14 protein-coding genes and 1 riboswitch are annotated in these 15,703 nt (G+C 76.5%); of the genes, 5 read left to right on the top strand and 9 right to left on the bottom strand.

Going from position 1 to position 15,703, the window contains the following annotated elements:
• Positions 1 to 59: 59 nt before the first annotated feature.
• Positions 60 to 1,538, bottom strand: coding sequence for a hypothetical protein (locus ACIBQ8_RS15235; protein ID WP_397175953.1), 1,479 nt, complete (start codon positions 1,536 to 1,538; stop codon positions 60 to 62).
• A gap of 125 nt (positions 1,539 to 1,663) precedes the next feature.
• On the opposite strand from ACIBQ8_RS15235, the gene ACIBQ8_RS15240 reads away from it, so the two are divergent.
• Both ACIBQ8_RS15240 and ACIBQ8_RS15245 read left to right on the top strand, forming a co-directional pair.
• Positions 1,664 to 2,995, top strand: coding sequence for a hypothetical protein (locus ACIBQ8_RS15240; protein WP_397192203.1), 1,332 nt, complete (start codon positions 1,664 to 1,666; stop codon positions 2,993 to 2,995).
• Between the two features lie 84 nt (positions 2,996 to 3,079).
• Positions 3,080 to 3,583: an NUDIX domain-containing protein gene (locus ACIBQ8_RS15245; RefSeq protein ID WP_397192204.1), complete on the top strand. Its 504-nt coding sequence runs from the start codon at positions 3,080 to 3,082 to the stop codon at positions 3,581 to 3,583.
• A 19-nt stretch (positions 3,584 to 3,602) separates the two neighbouring features.
• Here the strand turns inward: ACIBQ8_RS15245 and ACIBQ8_RS15250 are convergent, their stop codons facing one another.
• Positions 3,603 to 5,057 (bottom strand): glycine hydroxymethyltransferase, encoded by a 1,455-nt coding sequence (locus ACIBQ8_RS15250; protein WP_397175958.1) that lies wholly within the window; start codon positions 5,055 to 5,057, stop codon positions 3,603 to 3,605.
• Between the two features lie 22 nt (positions 5,058 to 5,079).
• Positions 5,080 to 5,166: riboswitch (ZMP/ZTP riboswitch) on the bottom strand.
• 82 nt (positions 5,167 to 5,248) lie between these two features.
• Between ACIBQ8_RS15250 and ACIBQ8_RS15255 the strand changes: the two genes are divergently transcribed.
• Positions 5,249 to 6,181: a MerR family transcriptional regulator gene (locus ACIBQ8_RS15255; protein ID WP_397175960.1), complete on the top strand. Its 933-nt coding sequence runs from the start codon at positions 5,249 to 5,251 to the stop codon at positions 6,179 to 6,181.
• A gap of 31 nt (positions 6,182 to 6,212) precedes the next feature.
• Here the strand turns inward: ACIBQ8_RS15255 and ACIBQ8_RS15260 are convergent, their stop codons facing one another.
• Positions 6,213 to 7,430, bottom strand: a complete 1,218-nt coding sequence (locus ACIBQ8_RS15260; protein WP_397192205.1) for a multidrug effflux MFS transporter — start codon at positions 7,428 to 7,430, stop codon at positions 6,213 to 6,215.
• Between the two features lie 217 nt (positions 7,431 to 7,647).
• On the opposite strand from ACIBQ8_RS15260, the gene ACIBQ8_RS15265 reads away from it, so the two are divergent.
• Positions 7,648 to 8,220: a carboxymuconolactone decarboxylase family protein gene (locus ACIBQ8_RS15265; protein ID WP_397175962.1), complete on the top strand. Its 573-nt coding sequence runs from the start codon at positions 7,648 to 7,650 to the stop codon at positions 8,218 to 8,220.
• A 101-nt stretch (positions 8,221 to 8,321) separates the two neighbouring features.
• On the opposite strand, the gene ACIBQ8_RS15270 is transcribed toward ACIBQ8_RS15265, so the two are convergent.
• The 6 genes from ACIBQ8_RS15270 to ACIBQ8_RS15295 form a co-directional block, all read right to left on the bottom strand.
• Positions 8,322 to 8,924 carry a class I SAM-dependent methyltransferase gene (locus ACIBQ8_RS15270; RefSeq protein WP_397175964.1) on the bottom strand — a complete coding sequence of 201 codons (603 nt, stop codon included), beginning with the start codon at positions 8,922 to 8,924 and terminating at the stop codon, positions 8,322 to 8,324.
• 52 nt (positions 8,925 to 8,976) lie between these two features.
• Positions 8,977 to 10,032 (bottom strand): GNAT family N-acetyltransferase, encoded by a 1,056-nt coding sequence (locus tag ACIBQ8_RS15275; protein ID WP_397192206.1) that lies wholly within the window; start codon positions 10,030 to 10,032, stop codon positions 8,977 to 8,979.
• A 29-nt stretch (positions 10,033 to 10,061) separates the two neighbouring features.
• The gene (locus ACIBQ8_RS15280) at positions 10,062 to 10,802 is read right to left on the bottom strand and encodes a hypothetical protein (RefSeq protein ID WP_397192207.1); all 741 of its coding nucleotides are present in this window, start codon (positions 10,800 to 10,802) and stop codon (positions 10,062 to 10,064) included.
• A complete protein-coding gene (locus tag ACIBQ8_RS15285) occupies positions 10,799 to 12,409 on the bottom strand; it encodes a carbamoyltransferase (protein WP_397192208.1) in 1,611 nt (536 codons plus the stop codon). Before ACIBQ8_RS15285 ends, ACIBQ8_RS15280 begins: the two co-directional genes overlap by 4 nt.
• A 4-nt stretch (positions 12,410 to 12,413) precedes the next feature.
• Positions 12,414 to 13,661: a hypothetical protein gene (locus ACIBQ8_RS15290; protein ID WP_397192209.1), complete on the bottom strand. Its 1,248-nt coding sequence runs from the start codon at positions 13,659 to 13,661 to the stop codon at positions 12,414 to 12,416.
• 125 nt (positions 13,662 to 13,786) lie between these two features.
• The gene (locus ACIBQ8_RS15295; protein WP_397175969.1) at positions 13,787 to 14,839 is read right to left on the bottom strand and encodes a trypsin-like serine peptidase; all 1,053 of its coding nucleotides are present in this window, start codon (positions 14,837 to 14,839) and stop codon (positions 13,787 to 13,789) included.
• A 167-nt stretch (positions 14,840 to 15,006) separates the two neighbouring features.
• Here ACIBQ8_RS15295 and ACIBQ8_RS15300 point away from each other — a divergent pair, with 167 nt between their 5' ends.
• Complete coding sequence (locus ACIBQ8_RS15300; RefSeq protein WP_397175971.1) at positions 15,007 to 15,666, top strand: AMP-binding protein; 660 nt, start codon at positions 15,007 to 15,009, stop codon at positions 15,664 to 15,666.
• The last annotated feature ends 37 nt before the right edge of the window (positions 15,667 to 15,703 follow it).

The following is a 15,703-nucleotide window of genomic DNA, read 5'->3' on the forward strand; positions in this document are numbered from 1 at the left end:
TGGACCACCGGGGGCGGGCGAACTCATCGGTCCGGGGGCTCCTGGTGGCAATGTGCCGATCAGAGCTCCTTGACCTCGTCGAACAGGTCCTCGACGGCCGCGACGATCCGCCGGGTGGCCGGGGAGGCGGCGTCGGGGCCGTCGAACGGGTGCGCCACGCCCTCGGCGACGCCCTCGACGGTGGCGAGGTCGGCCCCGGGATGGCAGACGACGTCCGGCTCGGGCAGGTTGGCCAGCAGGAACTCGCCCTGGCTCGCCCGCGCCTGCGACGGGTGCGCCCCCCGCCGCACCCACCGCAGGCTCCCCGACCGGTCCAGGCGGTAGACGCCGGGGCCCTGGGCGGCCGACACGCGTACGGGGGCGTCGCGGGCCAGGCGGACCCGGACGTGGAAGGGCCCGCCCGGCCGGGCCGAGCGCAGCAGCGTGCGCTGGTTGAACTCCTGGGCGTCCCCCAGCCAGCTCACCGGCCCGCCGAGCATCACCGACAGGTGGGCCAGCACGAACGGGGGCAGCCCGGCGGCCTGCTGGTTGACCGAGGACACCTCGGTGCCCTCCTGGTGCCGCCACTTGATCGCCGTCAGGTAGACCCGTTCGCCCGGCGTGAGGATGGCCTCCACGCTGAACAGGCCGGCCGCGCCGTACCTGCGCCAGGCCCAGAACGCGATGCGCTCGGCGCACTCGATGAGCAGCGCGGCGGCCGGCGTCGGCCAGGGGCGCGACCAGTCGTCGCCGGTGCTGCGCATCGGCCCGGCGCCCAGCTCGGCGATCCCGGCCGAGGTGTGGGCGGGGCGGTCGGCGTACACCCGGACGCCGCCGTCGCGGTCGGGCACGCTGAGCACCGCGATCGTGCACGGCCAGCCCGGCACGTACGCCGCCACCCGGTACGGCCCGAGCAGCCGGGCCGCGCGCGGCATGTCGTGCTCGCCTGCGACGACCACGGTGCCGTGCCGGTCCGCCCGCCGGCCCGCCTGCACCACGACCCGCTCGGTGCCGACCGCGCGCCGCAGCTCGGCCAGTCCGGGCAGCCGCTCGACGTGCACGCAGGGGACGCGGGCCACCGCCGGCACGCCGGCCGCCCGCAGCAGGTCGTCCAGCAGGTGCTTGGCCTCGATCGCGGCCCGCACGTCGGCGTCGATGGCCGCGACGACGCCGCCGGGGCCGGCCAGCTCGCGCAGGCGGGCGTTGTCGTACCAGGTGAAGACGACCGGCGGGCGGTCCAGCTTGAGCAGGTGCCGGGCGGCCTCGTGTCGGACGCGGGGCAGCCAGGCGTGCCGCTCGGCGACCGACCGGGTCCTGGTGCGCTCCTCGGCGGCGACGACCATGCCGGGCAGCGCCGGGTCCCACGCCGAGTAGCAGCCGATGCTCAGCGCCGGGCGCAGCGCCTCGACCGGGGCCGGGCCGGTGTAGCCGGTGCGCAGCGCGGTGCTGAACCGTTCGACGCAGACCAGCGGGCGGCCCGCCAGCGCGGCCGTCAGCTCCTCCTGCGCCGCCTCCTCCAGGCCCGTATCGCGCCGGCCCGCACCATGCAGCCCGTCCATCAGCCCCTCCCTCGCCGTCCTCCGTACGGGGCCCTCCCGCGAGGGGCACGGCCCGCACTCTTGACGGTGCCCCGCGTCCGGCGCACCGTCGAGGCCACAGTGATGTGAAGCGATGTGAAGATGAGATGCCGCCCCGGCGTACCCACCCAGTCGTCAACCGGGCGCTGGCGGCGTTGATCGAGCAGGCGGGCTGGACCCACGCGGCCACCGCGCGGCACGTCAACGCCGTCGCCGCCGAGAGTGGCGAGCGCGTGCACTACGACCGCTCGGCGGTCGGCCACTGGCTGACCGGCACGATCCCGCGCCCCGAGGCGGTGCGCGCGGCGGTCGAGGCGTTCCGCCGCCGCCTGGGCAGGCCCGACCTGCGCCCGGCGCAGCTGGGCTGGCCGGAGCCGGGCGGGTCGCCGTCCGCCGACGATCCCTGGCGCGGCGACCCGGTCGCCCGGCTCGCCGTGCTGGGCGAGGATGACCTGCTCAACCGGCGCACGTTCACCCTGGCCGCGTTATCCGGACTGTCCGGCTTATCGGTCCTGTCCGCGCAGCGGGCGGGCGGCCGCGCGACGGCCCGCCGGGCCGGCGCGGGCGACGTCGAGCGGATCCGCGCCACCACCCGCGCCTTCGCCGACCTGGACGACCGCTACGGCGGCGGCCACGCCCGCGCCGCGGTCGCCGCCTACCTGTCCCGCGAGGTCACGCCCCTGCTGCACGGCACGACCGGCCGCCGCAGGCCCGACCTGTTCGCCGCCGCCGCCGAGCTGAGCTACCTGGCCGCCTACATGGCCATGGACGCCGGCGCCCACGCCCTGGCCCAGCGCTACTACATCAGCAGCGTGCGGCTCGCCGACGAGGCCGCCGACCTGCTGCTGCGCGCCACCGCCCTGCGCAGCATGGCCGTCCAGGCGGCCGAGCTGGGCCACGACGGCGAGGCGCTGGCCCTGGCCGAGGCGGCGGCGTCCGCGCTGGCCGGGCACGGCCCCGCCCGCACCCAGGCGTGGATCACCGGCATGCGCGCCGAGACCCACGCCGCCGCCGGCACCCGCTGGGACGCGCTCCGGCTGCTCAGCCGCACCGAGACCCAGCTCGAACGCGCCGACTCCGTCCCCGAGTCGGAGTGGACGGGCAACTACCGGCGCGAGTCCCTGGAGCACCAGATCGGCCTGACCCTCACCCAGCTCGGCGACCACGCCACCGCCGCCCGCCACTTCGCCGCGTCCATGCGGGCCAGACGGCCGGTCGAGCTGCGCACCCGCGCCCTGATCGGGCTGCGGGCCGCCCACTCCCTCCTGCGCGCGGGCGAGGTGGACCAGGCGGCGGCCACCGTCCTCGACCTCAGCGACGACATCCGGCTGATCTCCTCGGCCCGGGTCCGGGAGGAGCTGCGCGGCCTGCGCGCCGCCTGGCAACCGCACCGCGGCAACCCCCTGGTCAGCCGCGCGGACCGCGCGGTCGCGGGCTGACGCCGCCGCAGCGCCCTCCGGGCCGCCGGTTGCCGGGCCGGGCGGGACCTGTGGGCGCGCCGGGACCGGCTCTAGGATCGCGGCGTGATCAGGAACGCGTACTGCTCCTTCTGCGGCGCCGCCTTCGACCCCGGCCTGCCCTGGCCCCGCACCTGCGCGGCCTGCGGGAACACCAGCTACCTCAACCCGCTGCCGGTCGCCGTGACGCTGCTGCCCGTCGACGACGGCCTGCTCGTCGTACGCCGGGACGTCGAGCCGCGCCGCGGCGAGCTGGCCCTGCCCGGCGGGTTCATCGACCTGGGGGAGTCCTGGCAGCAGGCGGCCGTGCGCGAGCTGCGCGAGGAGACGGGGGTGGTCGCCGAGGCCGCCGACGTCACGCTGTTCGACGTGGTCAGCGCCCCGGACGGGACCGTGCTGATCTTCGGGCTCGCCCCGCGCGTCACCGCGTCCGCGCTGCCGCCGATGCAGGCCACGGACGAGACGAGCGAGTGGTCGGTCATCGACGGGCCCGCCGAGCTGGCCTTCCCCGCCCACACGCGGATGGCGGCCGCCTACTTCGCGGGACGGGCCCGCCGCGGGCCGGAGTGACCCGGCCCGGGGCGGCGGGTCAGCTCAGGTCGAGGCCCGGGTAGAGCGGGTGGGCGGCCAGCAGCTCGGCCGCCGCGGCGCGGGTCTTCTCGGCGGTGCTCTGCGGCAGGTCGTACTTCGCCTTCGAGCCGGCCGACGGCGTGGTGTCGGCCAGCACGCCGACGATCAGCTCGGCGACCTGGTCGAACTCCTGCGTCCCGAACCCGCGCGAGGTGAGCGCCGGGGTGCCGACCCGGATGCCCGAGGTGTACCAGGCGCCGTTGGGGTCGCGCGGGATCGCGTTGCGGTTGGTGACGATCCCGGCGTCGAGCAGCGCCGACTCCGCCTGCCGGCCGGTCAGCCCGTACGTGGACACGTCGAGCAGCACCAGGTGGTTGTCGGTGCCGCCGGTGACCAGCCGCACGCCGCGCCGCGCCAGGCCCTCGGCCAGGGCGACCGCGTTGGCGGCCACCGCCCGCGCGTAGTCGGCGAACGCCGACTGCCGGGCCTCGGCCAGGGCGACGGCCTTGGCCGCCATCACGTTGCCGAGCGGGCCGCCCAGCACCATCGGGCAGCCCCGGTCGATCGAGTCGGCGTACTCCCGCCGGCACAGCACCAGGCCGCCGCGCGGCCCGCGCAGCGACTTGTGCGTGGTGGTCGTCGTGACGTGCGCGTACGGCACCGGGTCGTGCACGCCGGTGAACACCTTGCCCGCGACCAGCCCGGCGAAGTGCGCCATGTCCACCATCAGGACGGCGCCCACCTCGTCGGCGATCTCCCGCATGCGGGCGAAGTCGATGCGCCGCGGGTAGGCCGAGTACCCGGCGATCAGCACCAGCGGGCGGAACTCGCGGGCGGTGGCGCGCAGCGCGTCGTAGTCGAGCAGGCCGCTGTCCGGGTCGGTGCCGTAGGAGCGCTGGTGGAACATCTTGCCCGAGATGTTGGGACGGAATCCGTGGGTCAGGTGACCGCCCGCGTCGAGCGACATGCCGAGGGCCCGCTGGTCGCCCAGGGCCTTGCGCAGGGTCTCCCAGTCGTCCTCGGACAGGTCGTTGACGTGCCGCGCGCCGGCGGCGGCAAGGGCCGGGGCCTCCACCCGGTGGGCCAGGATGCCCCAGAACGCCACCAGGTTGGCGTCGATGCCCGAGTGGGGCTGGACGTAGGCGTGCTCGGCGCCGAACAGGGCCTTGGCGTGGTCGGCCGCGAGCTGCTCGACGGTGTCGATGTTCTGGCAGCCGGCGTAGAAGCGGTGGCCGATCGTGCCCTCGGCGTACTTGTCGGACAGCCACGTGCCCATCGTCAGCAGGACGGCCGGGGAGGCGTAGTTCTCGCTCGCGATGAGCTTCAGCGAGGCGCGCTGGTCGGCCAGCTCGGCGCGGATCGCCCCGGCCACGCCGGGCTCCACGGCGGCGATCACGTCGAGCGCGTTGCGGTAGGCGGCCGACACGGTGGCCGCGTCGTGGGCGCCGTAGGAATGGGGGTGCTCTTCAGCCATGACTTCTCCCGAGCCGTCGAAGTGAGGGCACCCAGGCGCGCGGCGACGTCCAGGACCGCTCCCCGGTGGTCAGTCCCACCTTACGATCACGCCGGTCACGATCCGAGGCTTGACACCACGGTCGTCGCCCGGGGCCGCGCAACGAGGGAGGCGCTTGAGTCTCCACCAGGGGGAGACGCCAAGGTGGAGCCATGGACGGCGGCACCCTCTACACGATCGGCGACCTGGCGCGGCGGACCGGGCTGCCGGTCAGGACCATCAGGTTCTACTCCGACCGCGGGATCGTGCCGCCGGTGGAACGCAGCCCGGCCGGCTACCGCCTCTACGACGCCGCCGCCGCGGCCCGCCTCGACCTCGTGCGCACGCTGCGCGACCTCGGGGTTGACCTGGTCACGGTCCGCAAGGTCGTGGACCGGGAGCTGACGCTCGCGCAGGTCGCGGCGGCGCACGCCGAGGCCCTGGCGGTGCGGATCCGCACGCTGCGGGTGCGGCGCGCGGTGCTGACGGCGGTGGCCCGGCGCGGCTCGGGGCCCGAGGAGATGGAGCTCATGCACAGACTCGCAGGACTGTCGGAGGACGAACGCCGCCGCCTGGTCGGCGACTTCCTGGACGCCGCCGTCCCGGACGCCGGGCCGGGGCTGGCGGGGATCCGGGCCTCGCTGACCCCGGAACTGCCGGACGACGCCGAGCCGGAGCAGGTGGAGGCGTGGCTGGAACTGGCCGAGCTGATGGCGGACCCGTCCTTCCGCGCGAAGCTGCACGACCTGACCGCCGGCCACGCCCGCGACCGTGCCGCGGGCCAGGGGGAAGGGGTGCTGCGGGACGCCGTGTCGCGGGGCGTGGGCGCGGCGAGGAAGGCGCTGGCGGCGGGCGTGGATCCCGCCGCGCCGGAGTCCGCGCCGGTCGTGGCGGCGGTCGCCGGCGAGTACGCGAGCCTCCTGGGCAGTCCCGACGACGCCGGACTCCGGCGACGCCTGCTGGCCAGGCTGACGGCGGCGGACGATCCCCGCAGGGACCGCTACCTCCGCCTGCTCGCCGTGGTCAACGCCTGGCCGCCCCCGGACCCGTCGGCCCCGGCCCTCGACTGGCTGATCACCGCCCTGCGCACCCACCCGGCCCCCTGAACCCGGGCCTCAAGACCCCACCGGATGTGGCTCAGCCGCGGGCGGGGGCCTCGGCGGCGGCGGGGCCGGTCTCGGGCAGGCCCCGGGTCAGCAGGCGGGCGCCGATGCCGAGCAGCGCGGTGACGACCATCGTGCCGCCCATCGGCAGCCCGGTGTCCGCGCCGCCCAGGCCGACCAGCGGCGAGACCAGCGCCCCGAGCGCGAACTGCAACGCGCCCATCACGGCCGCCGCCGTGCCGGTCGCGTACGGCGCCCGCCCCACCGTCAGCGCCGCCGCGTTCCCCATGATCAGCGTGAACGAGCTGACCAGCAGGAACAGCACCGGCAGCACCGCCACCGCGGCCATCCCCGCCCCCAGCAGCACCAGCAGGACGGCCGACAACCCCAGCACGATCCCCTGCCCGGTCCGCAGCAGCCCCTCCGGGCTGAACCGGCGCACCAGCCGCGCCCCGGCCAGGCCGGTCAGCGTCATGCCCAGCGCGTTGGCCGCGAACGTCACGGTGTAGGCGGGGGTGGACAGGCCCAGGACGTTCTGCACGACGAAGGGCGAGGCCGAGATGTACGCCATCAGCCCGGCGAAACCGAACGCGAAGGAGAAGGCGTAACCGAGATAGCCCCGGTCGGCGAACAGCCGCCGCACGGTCCGCCCCGTGGCGGCCAGGCCGCCCGCGTGCCGGCGTCCGGGCGGCAGCGTCTCGGGCACGACGAGCGCCGAGCCGAGCAGCATCACGGCCGAGATCGCGGCCATCACCCAGAACTCCGCGCGCCACCCGGCGGGCGACAGCGCGCCGCCGATCAGCGGGGCCACGACGGGCGCGACGCCGACCACCGAGGCCAGCAGCGAGAAGACGCGCGCCGCCGCCCGGCCGGACGTCAGGTCGGCCGCCACCGCGCGGCCGATCACGATGCCCGCCGACCCGGCGAACCCGTGCACGAAACGCAGGGCGACGAGCGTCCGGACGTCCGGCGCGAGCGCGCACAGGACGCAGGCGGCCAGGGCGGCGGCGGTGGCCAGCAGGATCGGCCGGCGGCGGCCGAACCGGTCGGACAGCGGCCCGATGACGAGCTGCCCCAGCGCCAGCCCGGTGAGGAACGCGGTCAGCGTGAGCTGCACGGCGGCCGGGCCCGTCCCCAGGTCGGCCGCCAGGTCGGTGAACACGGGCAGGTACATGTCGGTGGCCAGCGGCGCCACCGCCGACAGCAGGCCGAGCACGACCAGCAGCGGTCCGGACACCCCGGTCCTGGTCACGAGACACGCCCCGGCGGGCGGTGGCGCTGGTGGCAGCGGTGGGGAGCGGCGAACTCCATGGTGTCTCCAAGACGGCCGTGCGGCTAGAGACCTAGGATGTTCCGTGATCCGGCCTCGGCTAACCGCGCCACCGGCGCCGGAGGGCGCGACGTCACCGCAGGTCCGCCCGCCGGCGGAGCCCGGCCGGCCCGCGTCGCCGGCCAGACAGGAGCACCGCATGACCGCCCGGCTGCCCGCCCTCCCCCCGGAGGACCTGGACGACGCCCAGACCGAGGTCTACCGCGCCATCACCGGCGGCCCCCGGGCGGCGGGCCCCCAGGTCTTCCCCCTCGCCGACGAGCGGGGACGGCTGCGCGGCCCGTTCAACGCCATGCTGCTGAGCCCGCCGGTCGGCGGCGCGCTCCAGGCGCTGGGCGCGGCGGTGCGCTACGGCTCGGTGCTGCCGGACCGGGCCAGGGAACTGGCGATCCTCGTGGTCGCCGCCCACTGGGGCAGCGACTTCGAACGCGACGCGCACGAGGCGGTGGGCCGGTCCTGCGGCCTGACCGAGGCCGAGCTGACCGCGGTGCGCGAGGGACGTCCGCCCGGCCTGGCCGACCCGGCCGAACGCGCCGCCGTCCGCGCCGCCCGCGAGCTGACCCGGACGGGGACGCTGGGCGAGGAGGACTACCGGGCGGTCACGGCGGCGCTCGGCGAGCGGGGCCTGTTCGAGCTGACCACCCTGGTCGGCTACTACGCCACGCTGGCCCTCCAGCTCCGCGTCTTCGCCGGCGAGCTGCCCCCGAAGTGAGGGGCACGCGTCTCACGTCGTGAGGCGTCCGGCGGGCCTGGTGGACAGGGCGACCAGGGCCGTTCGCGGGACCTCCGCCACGTACTGCCCGTCGCGCCGGCTCACGACGGGACGGGGCGGTGCGGCGGGCTCCGGCGGCCGGCGCGTCCCGTGGTCGAAGTGCCGCTCCAGCACCCGCCAGGCCGCCTCGACGTCCTCCAGGGCGGCGAAGTACGCGCCCAGTCGAGCACCCGTACGGGCAGGCCCGCGTCGGCGAACAGGGCGGCCAGGCCGGGCCGGGTCACCCGCGCCGCCTCGGCCACCGCGCCCGGCCGGTCCGCCGGGGGGATGTGATGGGTTCCGTACGCCAGCAGCACCCCGCCGACCGACGCCTCCCGCAGGAACAGGAGCTGGGCGGCCTGGCGCACCGCGGGCAGCCCCTGCGCGAGGGCCCGGTCGACCATGTGGCCGGACAGGTCGCCGGTGATGATCGCCGGTTTGACGTCCAGGCTGCCGAGCCGCCCGGCGGCCGCCCGCGCGACCGTCCCGTCCCCGCCGAGGACGTCCAGCAGCAGCGGCGGCCCGGCCGCCGGATCGGGGGCGAGCAGCCCGAGCAGCGCCCGGATGCCGGTCCAGCGCACCAGCGCGTCCTGCTGCGCCCGGCGGTAGGAGTCGCCCCGCCCGTCGCGGTCGGAGTCGAACTCGCTGCTGGTCGCGGCCAGCACGCCGAGCGCCCGCGCCGCGCCCGGCCGCGCACCGGCCCTCGTCCTTTCCGGGTCACGTGCTCGATGGCGGGGACGGGAGCTGCGGCGGGTCGAGGCGGTGGCCCAGCCCGCCGACGAGCCGGGTGACCATTTGGCTGCGGGCGGCGAACAACCGGCTGCGCGGCTCCAGCCGCACCCCGAACTGCTTCTTCGTCTCGTACGCCGCGCCGCCGAGCCGCAGCGTGCGCGCGCCCGAGCCGACGGCGGCCCGTACGCACGCCGTGAGCAGCGCGTGGTAGACGGCGGTGCCCTCGGTGAGGGCGTAGTCGCGCCCGATCCACCGGGCGACCAGCTCCTCGCCGTCGCGCAGCAGGGCGACGCAGCCGGCCGGCGCGCCGTGCCGGCGGGCGGCCAGGACGGTCAGGTCCGCGCCCAGGGCGCCGGCCGCCTCGGTGAGCAGGGCCGGCCGGTAGAAGACGTGCGGCCCGTGGCGCAGGTCCACCGCGGCCACCATCGGCCCCAGCCGGTCCAGCAGCCCGTCCGGCTCCCCGCCGGGCGTCAGGGGCCGGACCTCGATGCCCTCGCGCGCGGCCCGGCGCTGCGTGCGCCGGATCTCGGCCCGCCTCTTGCGCGGCAGATGCTCCAGGTACGCCTCGTACGACGGCCACGTCAGGTCCAGCAGCGTCTCCGGCAACCAGCCCAGGCGGCTGTAGCCCGGCTGCCCGGCGGCGTACGGCAGGTGGTCGACGACGCAGAACAGCAGCCGCTCGCGCCTGACCAGCGACCGCACCGCCCGCAGCAGGACCCGCCGCTGCGGCCCCTCACCGCCCAGCAGCCCGGACGTCGCCGTCATCGGCGCCTGGACCTGGAGGAAGGGCCACCTCCTGGTCAGAGGCCCGAAGCGGGACTCCAGCACCGGGTTGTGCAGCCGGTGCTCCAGCGCGCACACCGCCGCGGCCACGAGCCCGCCGTCCTTGCGGACCAGCAGGTAGCGCGGCCGGTGCCCGGACAGGACGCGTTCGGCCAGGGCCAGCCAGTGATGCCGCACGAAGGGCACGCCGTCGGCGAGCGCGTCCCACTCCCCGGCCCCGACCTCGCCGATGGAGGCCGCCACCTCAACGCGGTACATCGCGCGCCTCGCCGGCCGGGCGGGCCACGTCAGCGCCGCCCATCGGCGCGCACCTCGAAGCGCAGCGCCCGGGTCACGGCGGCGGCGGCCGCGTCCAGCTCCGCCGGGCCGGACGCGTGCACGACGAACCAGCCGAGCCGGTCGGAGACGTCGCGGTAGGGCCGCACCCGCTGCCCTGGGCGGGCCAGCAGGACCAGCTCGGCCACCCCCGGCAGCGCCCTGGCCGCCGCCGCGCCGGACACCGACACCAGCTCGCCCGCGCGCCCGGCGGTCAGCACCTGCCACAGGACCGGCCTGGGCGGGTGCGGGCGCAGCTCGATCGGCAGGCCGACCGCGGCCTGCACGGCGGCCCTGACCGGATCCATGATCGAACGCGTGGTGTCCAGGACGCCGCCGGGCAGCCCGGCCGGCATCCGGCGGCTCATCGTCAGCACCAGCGGCGGCGGGCTCACCGTCTGCAGGCTGGTCGCCACGAACGCCACGCGCCCGTCGTCCACGACGCACTCGCAGTTGCACAGGATCCCGCGCATCTCCTCCTCGACCATCACCAGCCCCCCGTACGAGCTGCGCCGGCCGCTCTGGGCGTCGGCGGGCTTGACCACCACGGGGAAGCGCAGCCCGCGCGCCCGGACCGCCAGGTCGGCCCGCCCGGCGAGCGCGGCCGAACGGTCGACCGCGATCGTCCGCAGGCCCATGGCGGCCGCCGCCCGGTAGGTGGACAGCGAGCCGTCGGCGGCCCCGAGCACCACCAGGGACCTCGCGCCGCTCATCGGTCCTCCTCCCGGCCGCCCCGGTCGTCCGCCCGCCGCTTGCGGGCCCAGAACGGGCCGAGGGCCAGCGCGTCCGCGCCGGTTCTGAGGTAGCAGGCGACGGCGTCCTCGGGCGTGCACACGATCGGCTCGTCGTCGTCCCGGAAGGAGGCGCCGGCCAGCATCGGCACGCCGGTCAGCGCCTCGAAGCGGGCGATCAGGGAGTGGAAGAGCGGGTTGGCGGCCCGGCTCACCGTCTGCACGCGGGCGCTGCCGTCCACGTGGGTGATCGCGGGCACCTCGCCGCGGCGGTGGTCCAGCACGTCGAACCCGAGCAGCATGACCGGCGAGGGATGTCCGCCGTCGAAGTAGTCCGCCGACCGCTCGGCCAGGCACGACGGCGCCAGCGGCAGGAACGGCTCCCGCCGCCTGACCCGCTCGTTCATGCGCGCGGCCGACGTGGGGTCGCGCGGGTCGGCCAGCAGCGAGCGGTTGCCCAGGCCGCGCGGCCCGCACTCCGTCCGGCCCTGGAACCAGCCCACGATCAGGCCGTCGGCGATGCGGGCGGCGGCGTGCCCGGCGATGTCGGCCGGCCGCCGGTAGTCCACGCCCGCGTCGCGCAGCGCCTTCTCCATGCGTTCCTCGGTGAAGCCGGGCCCGGCGAAGACGTGACCGCCCGCCGGGCGGGGCCGGCCGTACAGGCCGACGCTCACCTCCAGCGCCGCGCCGAGCGAGGCGGCGGCGGGCTGGGCGAACAGCTCCTCGAAGCCGGACTCGGCCAGCAGGCGGCCGTTCAGCATCGGGTTCATCGCCGTCTCGCCGGCCACCGCGAGCCGGGTCGCCCCGGTCGTCTCGCGCAGCCAGCGGGCCAGGTGCAGCCCGGCCCGCTCCAGGGTGGCCTGGAGGGCGAAGGCGACGTCCATGGCGTGCTGGGTGAGGGTCTCACCGGCGGGCGGTGGCGGCGGGCCGAAGGCGTCGAGGAACCGCGCCGAGACCGTGTGCCGCCCGCCGTCCGCGTGCGGCTCGAACCAGCTCAGGTCCAGCTCGTGGCCGCCGTACGGGGTCAGGCGCAGCAGGTCGGCGAAGGGCTGGAGGTAGGTGTCGCCGCCGTACGCCGCCAGCGCCATCACCTTGTCCTCGTCCAGGCCGGGACGGAAGCCGAGGTAGCCGGTGACCGCCGCGTACAGGGCGCCCAGGGAGTGGGGGTGGCCGACGTGCCGCAGGTGCCTGATCCGGTCCCCGTCGCCGACGGCCAGGCAGGTGCCGGTCCCGTCCATCGTGAGCACGGCGGCCGAGTCGAACGGGCTCACGTGGAAGGCGCCGGCCGCGTACGCCCGGTGGTGCTCCACCAGGTGCACCCCGAACCCGGCCGGCCCGGTGTGCCCGGCGGCCTCCCTGACCTCCCAGCCGGGCGGGGAGCCCGTCCGGTGCCCGTGGAAGGCCACGTGGTCCACCTCGTCCAGCCCGATCCCCGCCTGTTCCAGGCAGTACGCGACCGCCCGGCGGGGGAAGCGGCCGTCGTGCCGGACGCGGGTGAGCCGCTCCTCCTCGGCGAACGCCACGATCTCGCCGTCGCGCACGAGCGCCGCCGCGGAGTCGTGCGCCCGGGAGATGCCCATTACGTACATGTCGTCACTCCGAGTTCCGCGAGATCAGCATCCGGCGCATGACATGGGCCTTCACGGGCACCCCGAGGGCGAGCGCCACCAGGCCCCCGGCCGCCCCCGCCCACGGCACGACGACGACCGCCAGCGAGGCGGTGGCCACCAGCCCGGCCAGCGCCCCCGCCGACGTCACGGCGAGCACGTCGTTGTTGGTGTTCTCCACCAGGTAGGCCGCGTACATCACGGTCAGGAACAGGGCGAGCACGACGACGACCAGCCCGCCCAGGGCCACCGGCGACGCCGCGAGCCCGTCCGGCGCCCACCGGAGGAGGGCCGCGCAGGCCACGGCGACGGCGGCCCCCGCCCACCCGGCCCGGCCCAGGAGACGGGCCGCCCGCGCCCGCCCGGCCCGTCCGGCGAGCCCGCGCAGCCGCCGAGAGGTCGCCGGCTGCGCGACCCGGAGCAGGTAGATCACGAGCTGGCAGACCGCGACCGCCGGCAGCAGCGCGAGATACAGCACGCCGCTCTGCCCCGGGCGCCCCGAGGCGCCGAGCACCAGGTACACGACCGCGAAGCAGAGCGCGTCACAGAGGTCGGCCGCCCCCAGCAACCAGGCGGCCCGCGACAGGGGACGCAGCAGCGACCGCCGCCCATGGCCGGGAGGCGGGCGCAGCCAGTCGCGGGGGAGCGCCGCGAGCGCCCCGCAGGTCACCACGACCGTCCCGGCCAGGACGAGCAGCAGATGCGTCTGCGGCGGCCAGCCGATCCACAGGGTGACGGCGGTGACGGCGAGCACCACGCCGCCGCTCGCCGCGAACGCCAGGGTGTCCAGCACGGGCCGGCCGCGTACGCGGTGCAGCCCGGAGACCGTCATCAGCAGGCCCGTGCAGGCCGACCACGCCCCGGCCGCCAGACAGAGGGCCGCCGTCGACGACGGCGCGGTCACCGCCACGGGAACGAGCACCGCCAGCAGCCCCGCGACCGGCGCGGCGGACATGGCCACCGTCAGCCGGGCCACCGCCGGGCCGGTCCGCCTGACCCGCGCCAGCGTCTTCAGCGCGGCCTTCTCCGGCGCGTCCGCGACCAGGAGCAGCCATCCGCACAGCCCGAGCGCGGTGGCGTAACGGCCGAACGCCGCGCCGTCCCACACGGCCGCCGGCGCCGCCGCGGCGACCTGCGTACCGGCCCGGAACGCGCCCCGCCCCGCCAGCAGCCGCAGCACCGCCGCGGGCCGGAGGCGGGCCGCGGCATGGGCGTCGGCACTGGTCTGGGTCAACGTGGTCCCCCGTCGGTCGCCTGACGGCGTGGTGGCGTTCGTGCGCCGGGTCAGAGCGTCCGCCGTGCGGCCGGAATACCGGCCGGGGGGCCCAAAACAGCTCAGTCAGCGGACGCCGGCGGTGGTCAGGCGGCGCCGGAGCGTTGTGCGGCCTGGTAGACGGCCATGGCCTCGTTCCCGAAGAAGGGGCCGAACATGAAGTCGGGGGCGAAGTCGTACTTGAAGCTGTTGACGGAGTTCAGCCAGCCGAGGCCGCTGGAGGTGTCGAACCCCTCGAACCACGGCCCGCCGCTCGACCCGCCGGTCATCGCGCATCGCAGCCCCTGGTCGCGGGTCCTGACCGGGTCCTTGAACGCCTCCCCGCTGCAGAACACCAGGTCCGAGCCGTCGAAGGGGGCGGCGGCCGGGTAGCCGAAGGAGAACATCCGCCGTCCGGTGGGCTGGTTGAAGGCCACGCCCTGGCCGCCGACGACGTCGGTGAGCGTGCGTCCCTGCAAGGGGGCGACCACGGCGGCGGCGACGTCGAAGTTGATGTCCTCGTTGGCGTTCCACTGCTGGGTGGTCAGCAGCCGGGTGGCCACCCACGTGCCGAACGGGCGGCGGCCGTCGTCGAAGCCCGGGACGAACACCCAGTTGCGGTGGGCGGCGCCGTTCATCTTGACGCAGTGGCCGGCGGTCATCACGACGCTCTCGTTGGCGCTGGTCACCGCGGTGCCCGAGCAGGAGGCCGTGCGGCCCTCGGCGGTGGTGAAGAAGACCCGGCCGACCGTGCGGGCCACGCCGCCGCCGTCGGCCCACGCCTGGCCCGGACTGTTCCGCGCGGGCGCCGCCCGGCGGGCCGCCGCCGCCGTGCCTCCGGCGAGAGAGGAGTCCCCCGATCCGGACCAGGACGAGGTCGTGATCCGGCGGCCGCCCGTGACGCCGCGCGTCGCCCAGGGCGTGCCCTGCGTCGGCCCGCCGGAGGACGTCCCGCGGCGCGGCACGGGCGCGGAGAGCGGCCTGGCCGCCCGCATGCGCTCCGGCGTCCAGTAGTCCATGACGGTCCTGCGCTGCGCCGTCGAACCGGCCCCCGACCAGCCCACGGGCCCGCGGTCCAGGGCGGTCCCGGCCTGCGCGGGGACCGGCGCGCCCGCCACGGCGAGCGCGACGACGGCGAGCAGGGCGACTCTGCGGTGCATGACGTACCTCCGAAACCGGAACCGGGATCTGCCGTCAGGAGGTACGCGCGCCGCCCCCGCGCGGGCTCAAGCCATGCGGAATCGGGTATGGCCGCGGCCGGATTACACACCCGGTTACACACTCTGGACCATGCCGCCCGGCCGCCTCCCTTCCTAGCCTGGTGGCCATGACTGGTTGGACGGAGACGGTCCTGCTGCGGGCGGCCGCTCTCGGCCCGCGGGTGGCGGTCGCCGAGGCCGCGAGCGGCGCCACGCTCACCTACGGCACGCTCGCCGTCCGCGCCCGCCAGGCCGCACAGGGCCTGCGGCGGCGGGGCCTGCGCCCCGGCGACCCGGTGGTCGTGCTGCTGCGCGGCGGCTGCCACCTGCCCGTCGCCGGGTACGCCGTGCTCGCCGCGGGCGGCGTGGTCGTGTCCATCCCCGGCGGACCGGCCGCCGCCGGCGCCCGCATCATGATCACCGACCGGGACGACGCCGACGCCATCGCCCAGGAGGCCGACATCCGGCAGGTCTACTCCTTCACCGGCATCCCCGGCACGGCCGGCTTCGACAGCCTGCTCGGCGCCGACGGCCCGATCGAGCCCACCTCCCGGCTCACCACCGCCCGCAAGGTGGGCGCCGCCGACGTCGTCCTGGTCGCCGGGGCCGACCTGCGGGCCTACGACATGGTGCTCGGGGCGGGCGCGCGGCTGGTCGCGGCGCACGAGCCCGACCCCGCCGAGTGCCGGCGGATCATCGCCGAGCACGACGTCACCCTGCTGATCGACGCGCGGCTGCGGGTCGTCCCGGTCCGCGCCCCCGGCGCCGCGCTTGGGGCAAACCTCTGACAGGTCGTGAGGGCGGTGTCACACTGGGTGCCAATCC

This window comes from Nonomuraea sp. NPDC049646, assembly GCF_044465525.1.
In the GTDB taxonomy this organism is placed as follows: Bacteria; Actinomycetota; Actinomycetes; order Streptosporangiales; family Streptosporangiaceae; genus Nonomuraea.

Excerpts from the sequence above, each read along its gene's own strand:
- ACIBQ8_RS15235 (WP_397175953.1), bottom strand. The coding sequence starts at position 1,538 with ATGGACGGGCTGCATGGTGCGGGCCGGCGCGATACGGGCCTGGAGGAG.
- ACIBQ8_RS15240 (WP_397192203.1), top strand. The coding sequence starts at position 1,664 with ATGCCGCCCCGGCGTACCCACCCAGTCGTCAACCGGGCGCTGGCGGCG.
- ACIBQ8_RS15250 (WP_397175958.1), bottom strand. The coding sequence starts at position 5,057 with ATGGCTGAAGAGCACCCCCATTCCTACGGCGCCCACGACGCGGCCACC.
- ACIBQ8_RS15255 (WP_397175960.1), top strand. The coding sequence starts at position 5,249 with ATGGACGGCGGCACCCTCTACACGATCGGCGACCTGGCGCGGCGGACC.
- ACIBQ8_RS15265 (WP_397175962.1), top strand. The coding sequence starts at position 7,648 with ATGACCGCCCGGCTGCCCGCCCTCCCCCCGGAGGACCTGGACGACGCC.
- ACIBQ8_RS15275 (WP_397192206.1), bottom strand. The coding sequence starts at position 10,032 with ATGTACCGCGTTGAGGTGGCGGCCTCCATCGGCGAGGTCGGGGCCGGG.
- ACIBQ8_RS15280 (WP_397192207.1), bottom strand. The coding sequence starts at position 10,802 with ATGAGCGGCGCGAGGTCCCTGGTGGTGCTCGGGGCCGCCGACGGCTCG.
- ACIBQ8_RS15285 (WP_397192208.1), bottom strand. The coding sequence starts at position 12,409 with ATGTACGTAATGGGCATCTCCCGGGCGCACGACTCCGCGGCGGCGCTC.
- ACIBQ8_RS15295 (WP_397175969.1), bottom strand. The coding sequence starts at position 14,839 with ATGCACCGCAGAGTCGCCCTGCTCGCCGTCGTCGCGCTCGCCGTGGCG.
- ACIBQ8_RS15300 (WP_397175971.1), top strand. The coding sequence starts at position 15,007 with ATGACTGGTTGGACGGAGACGGTCCTGCTGCGGGCGGCCGCTCTCGGC.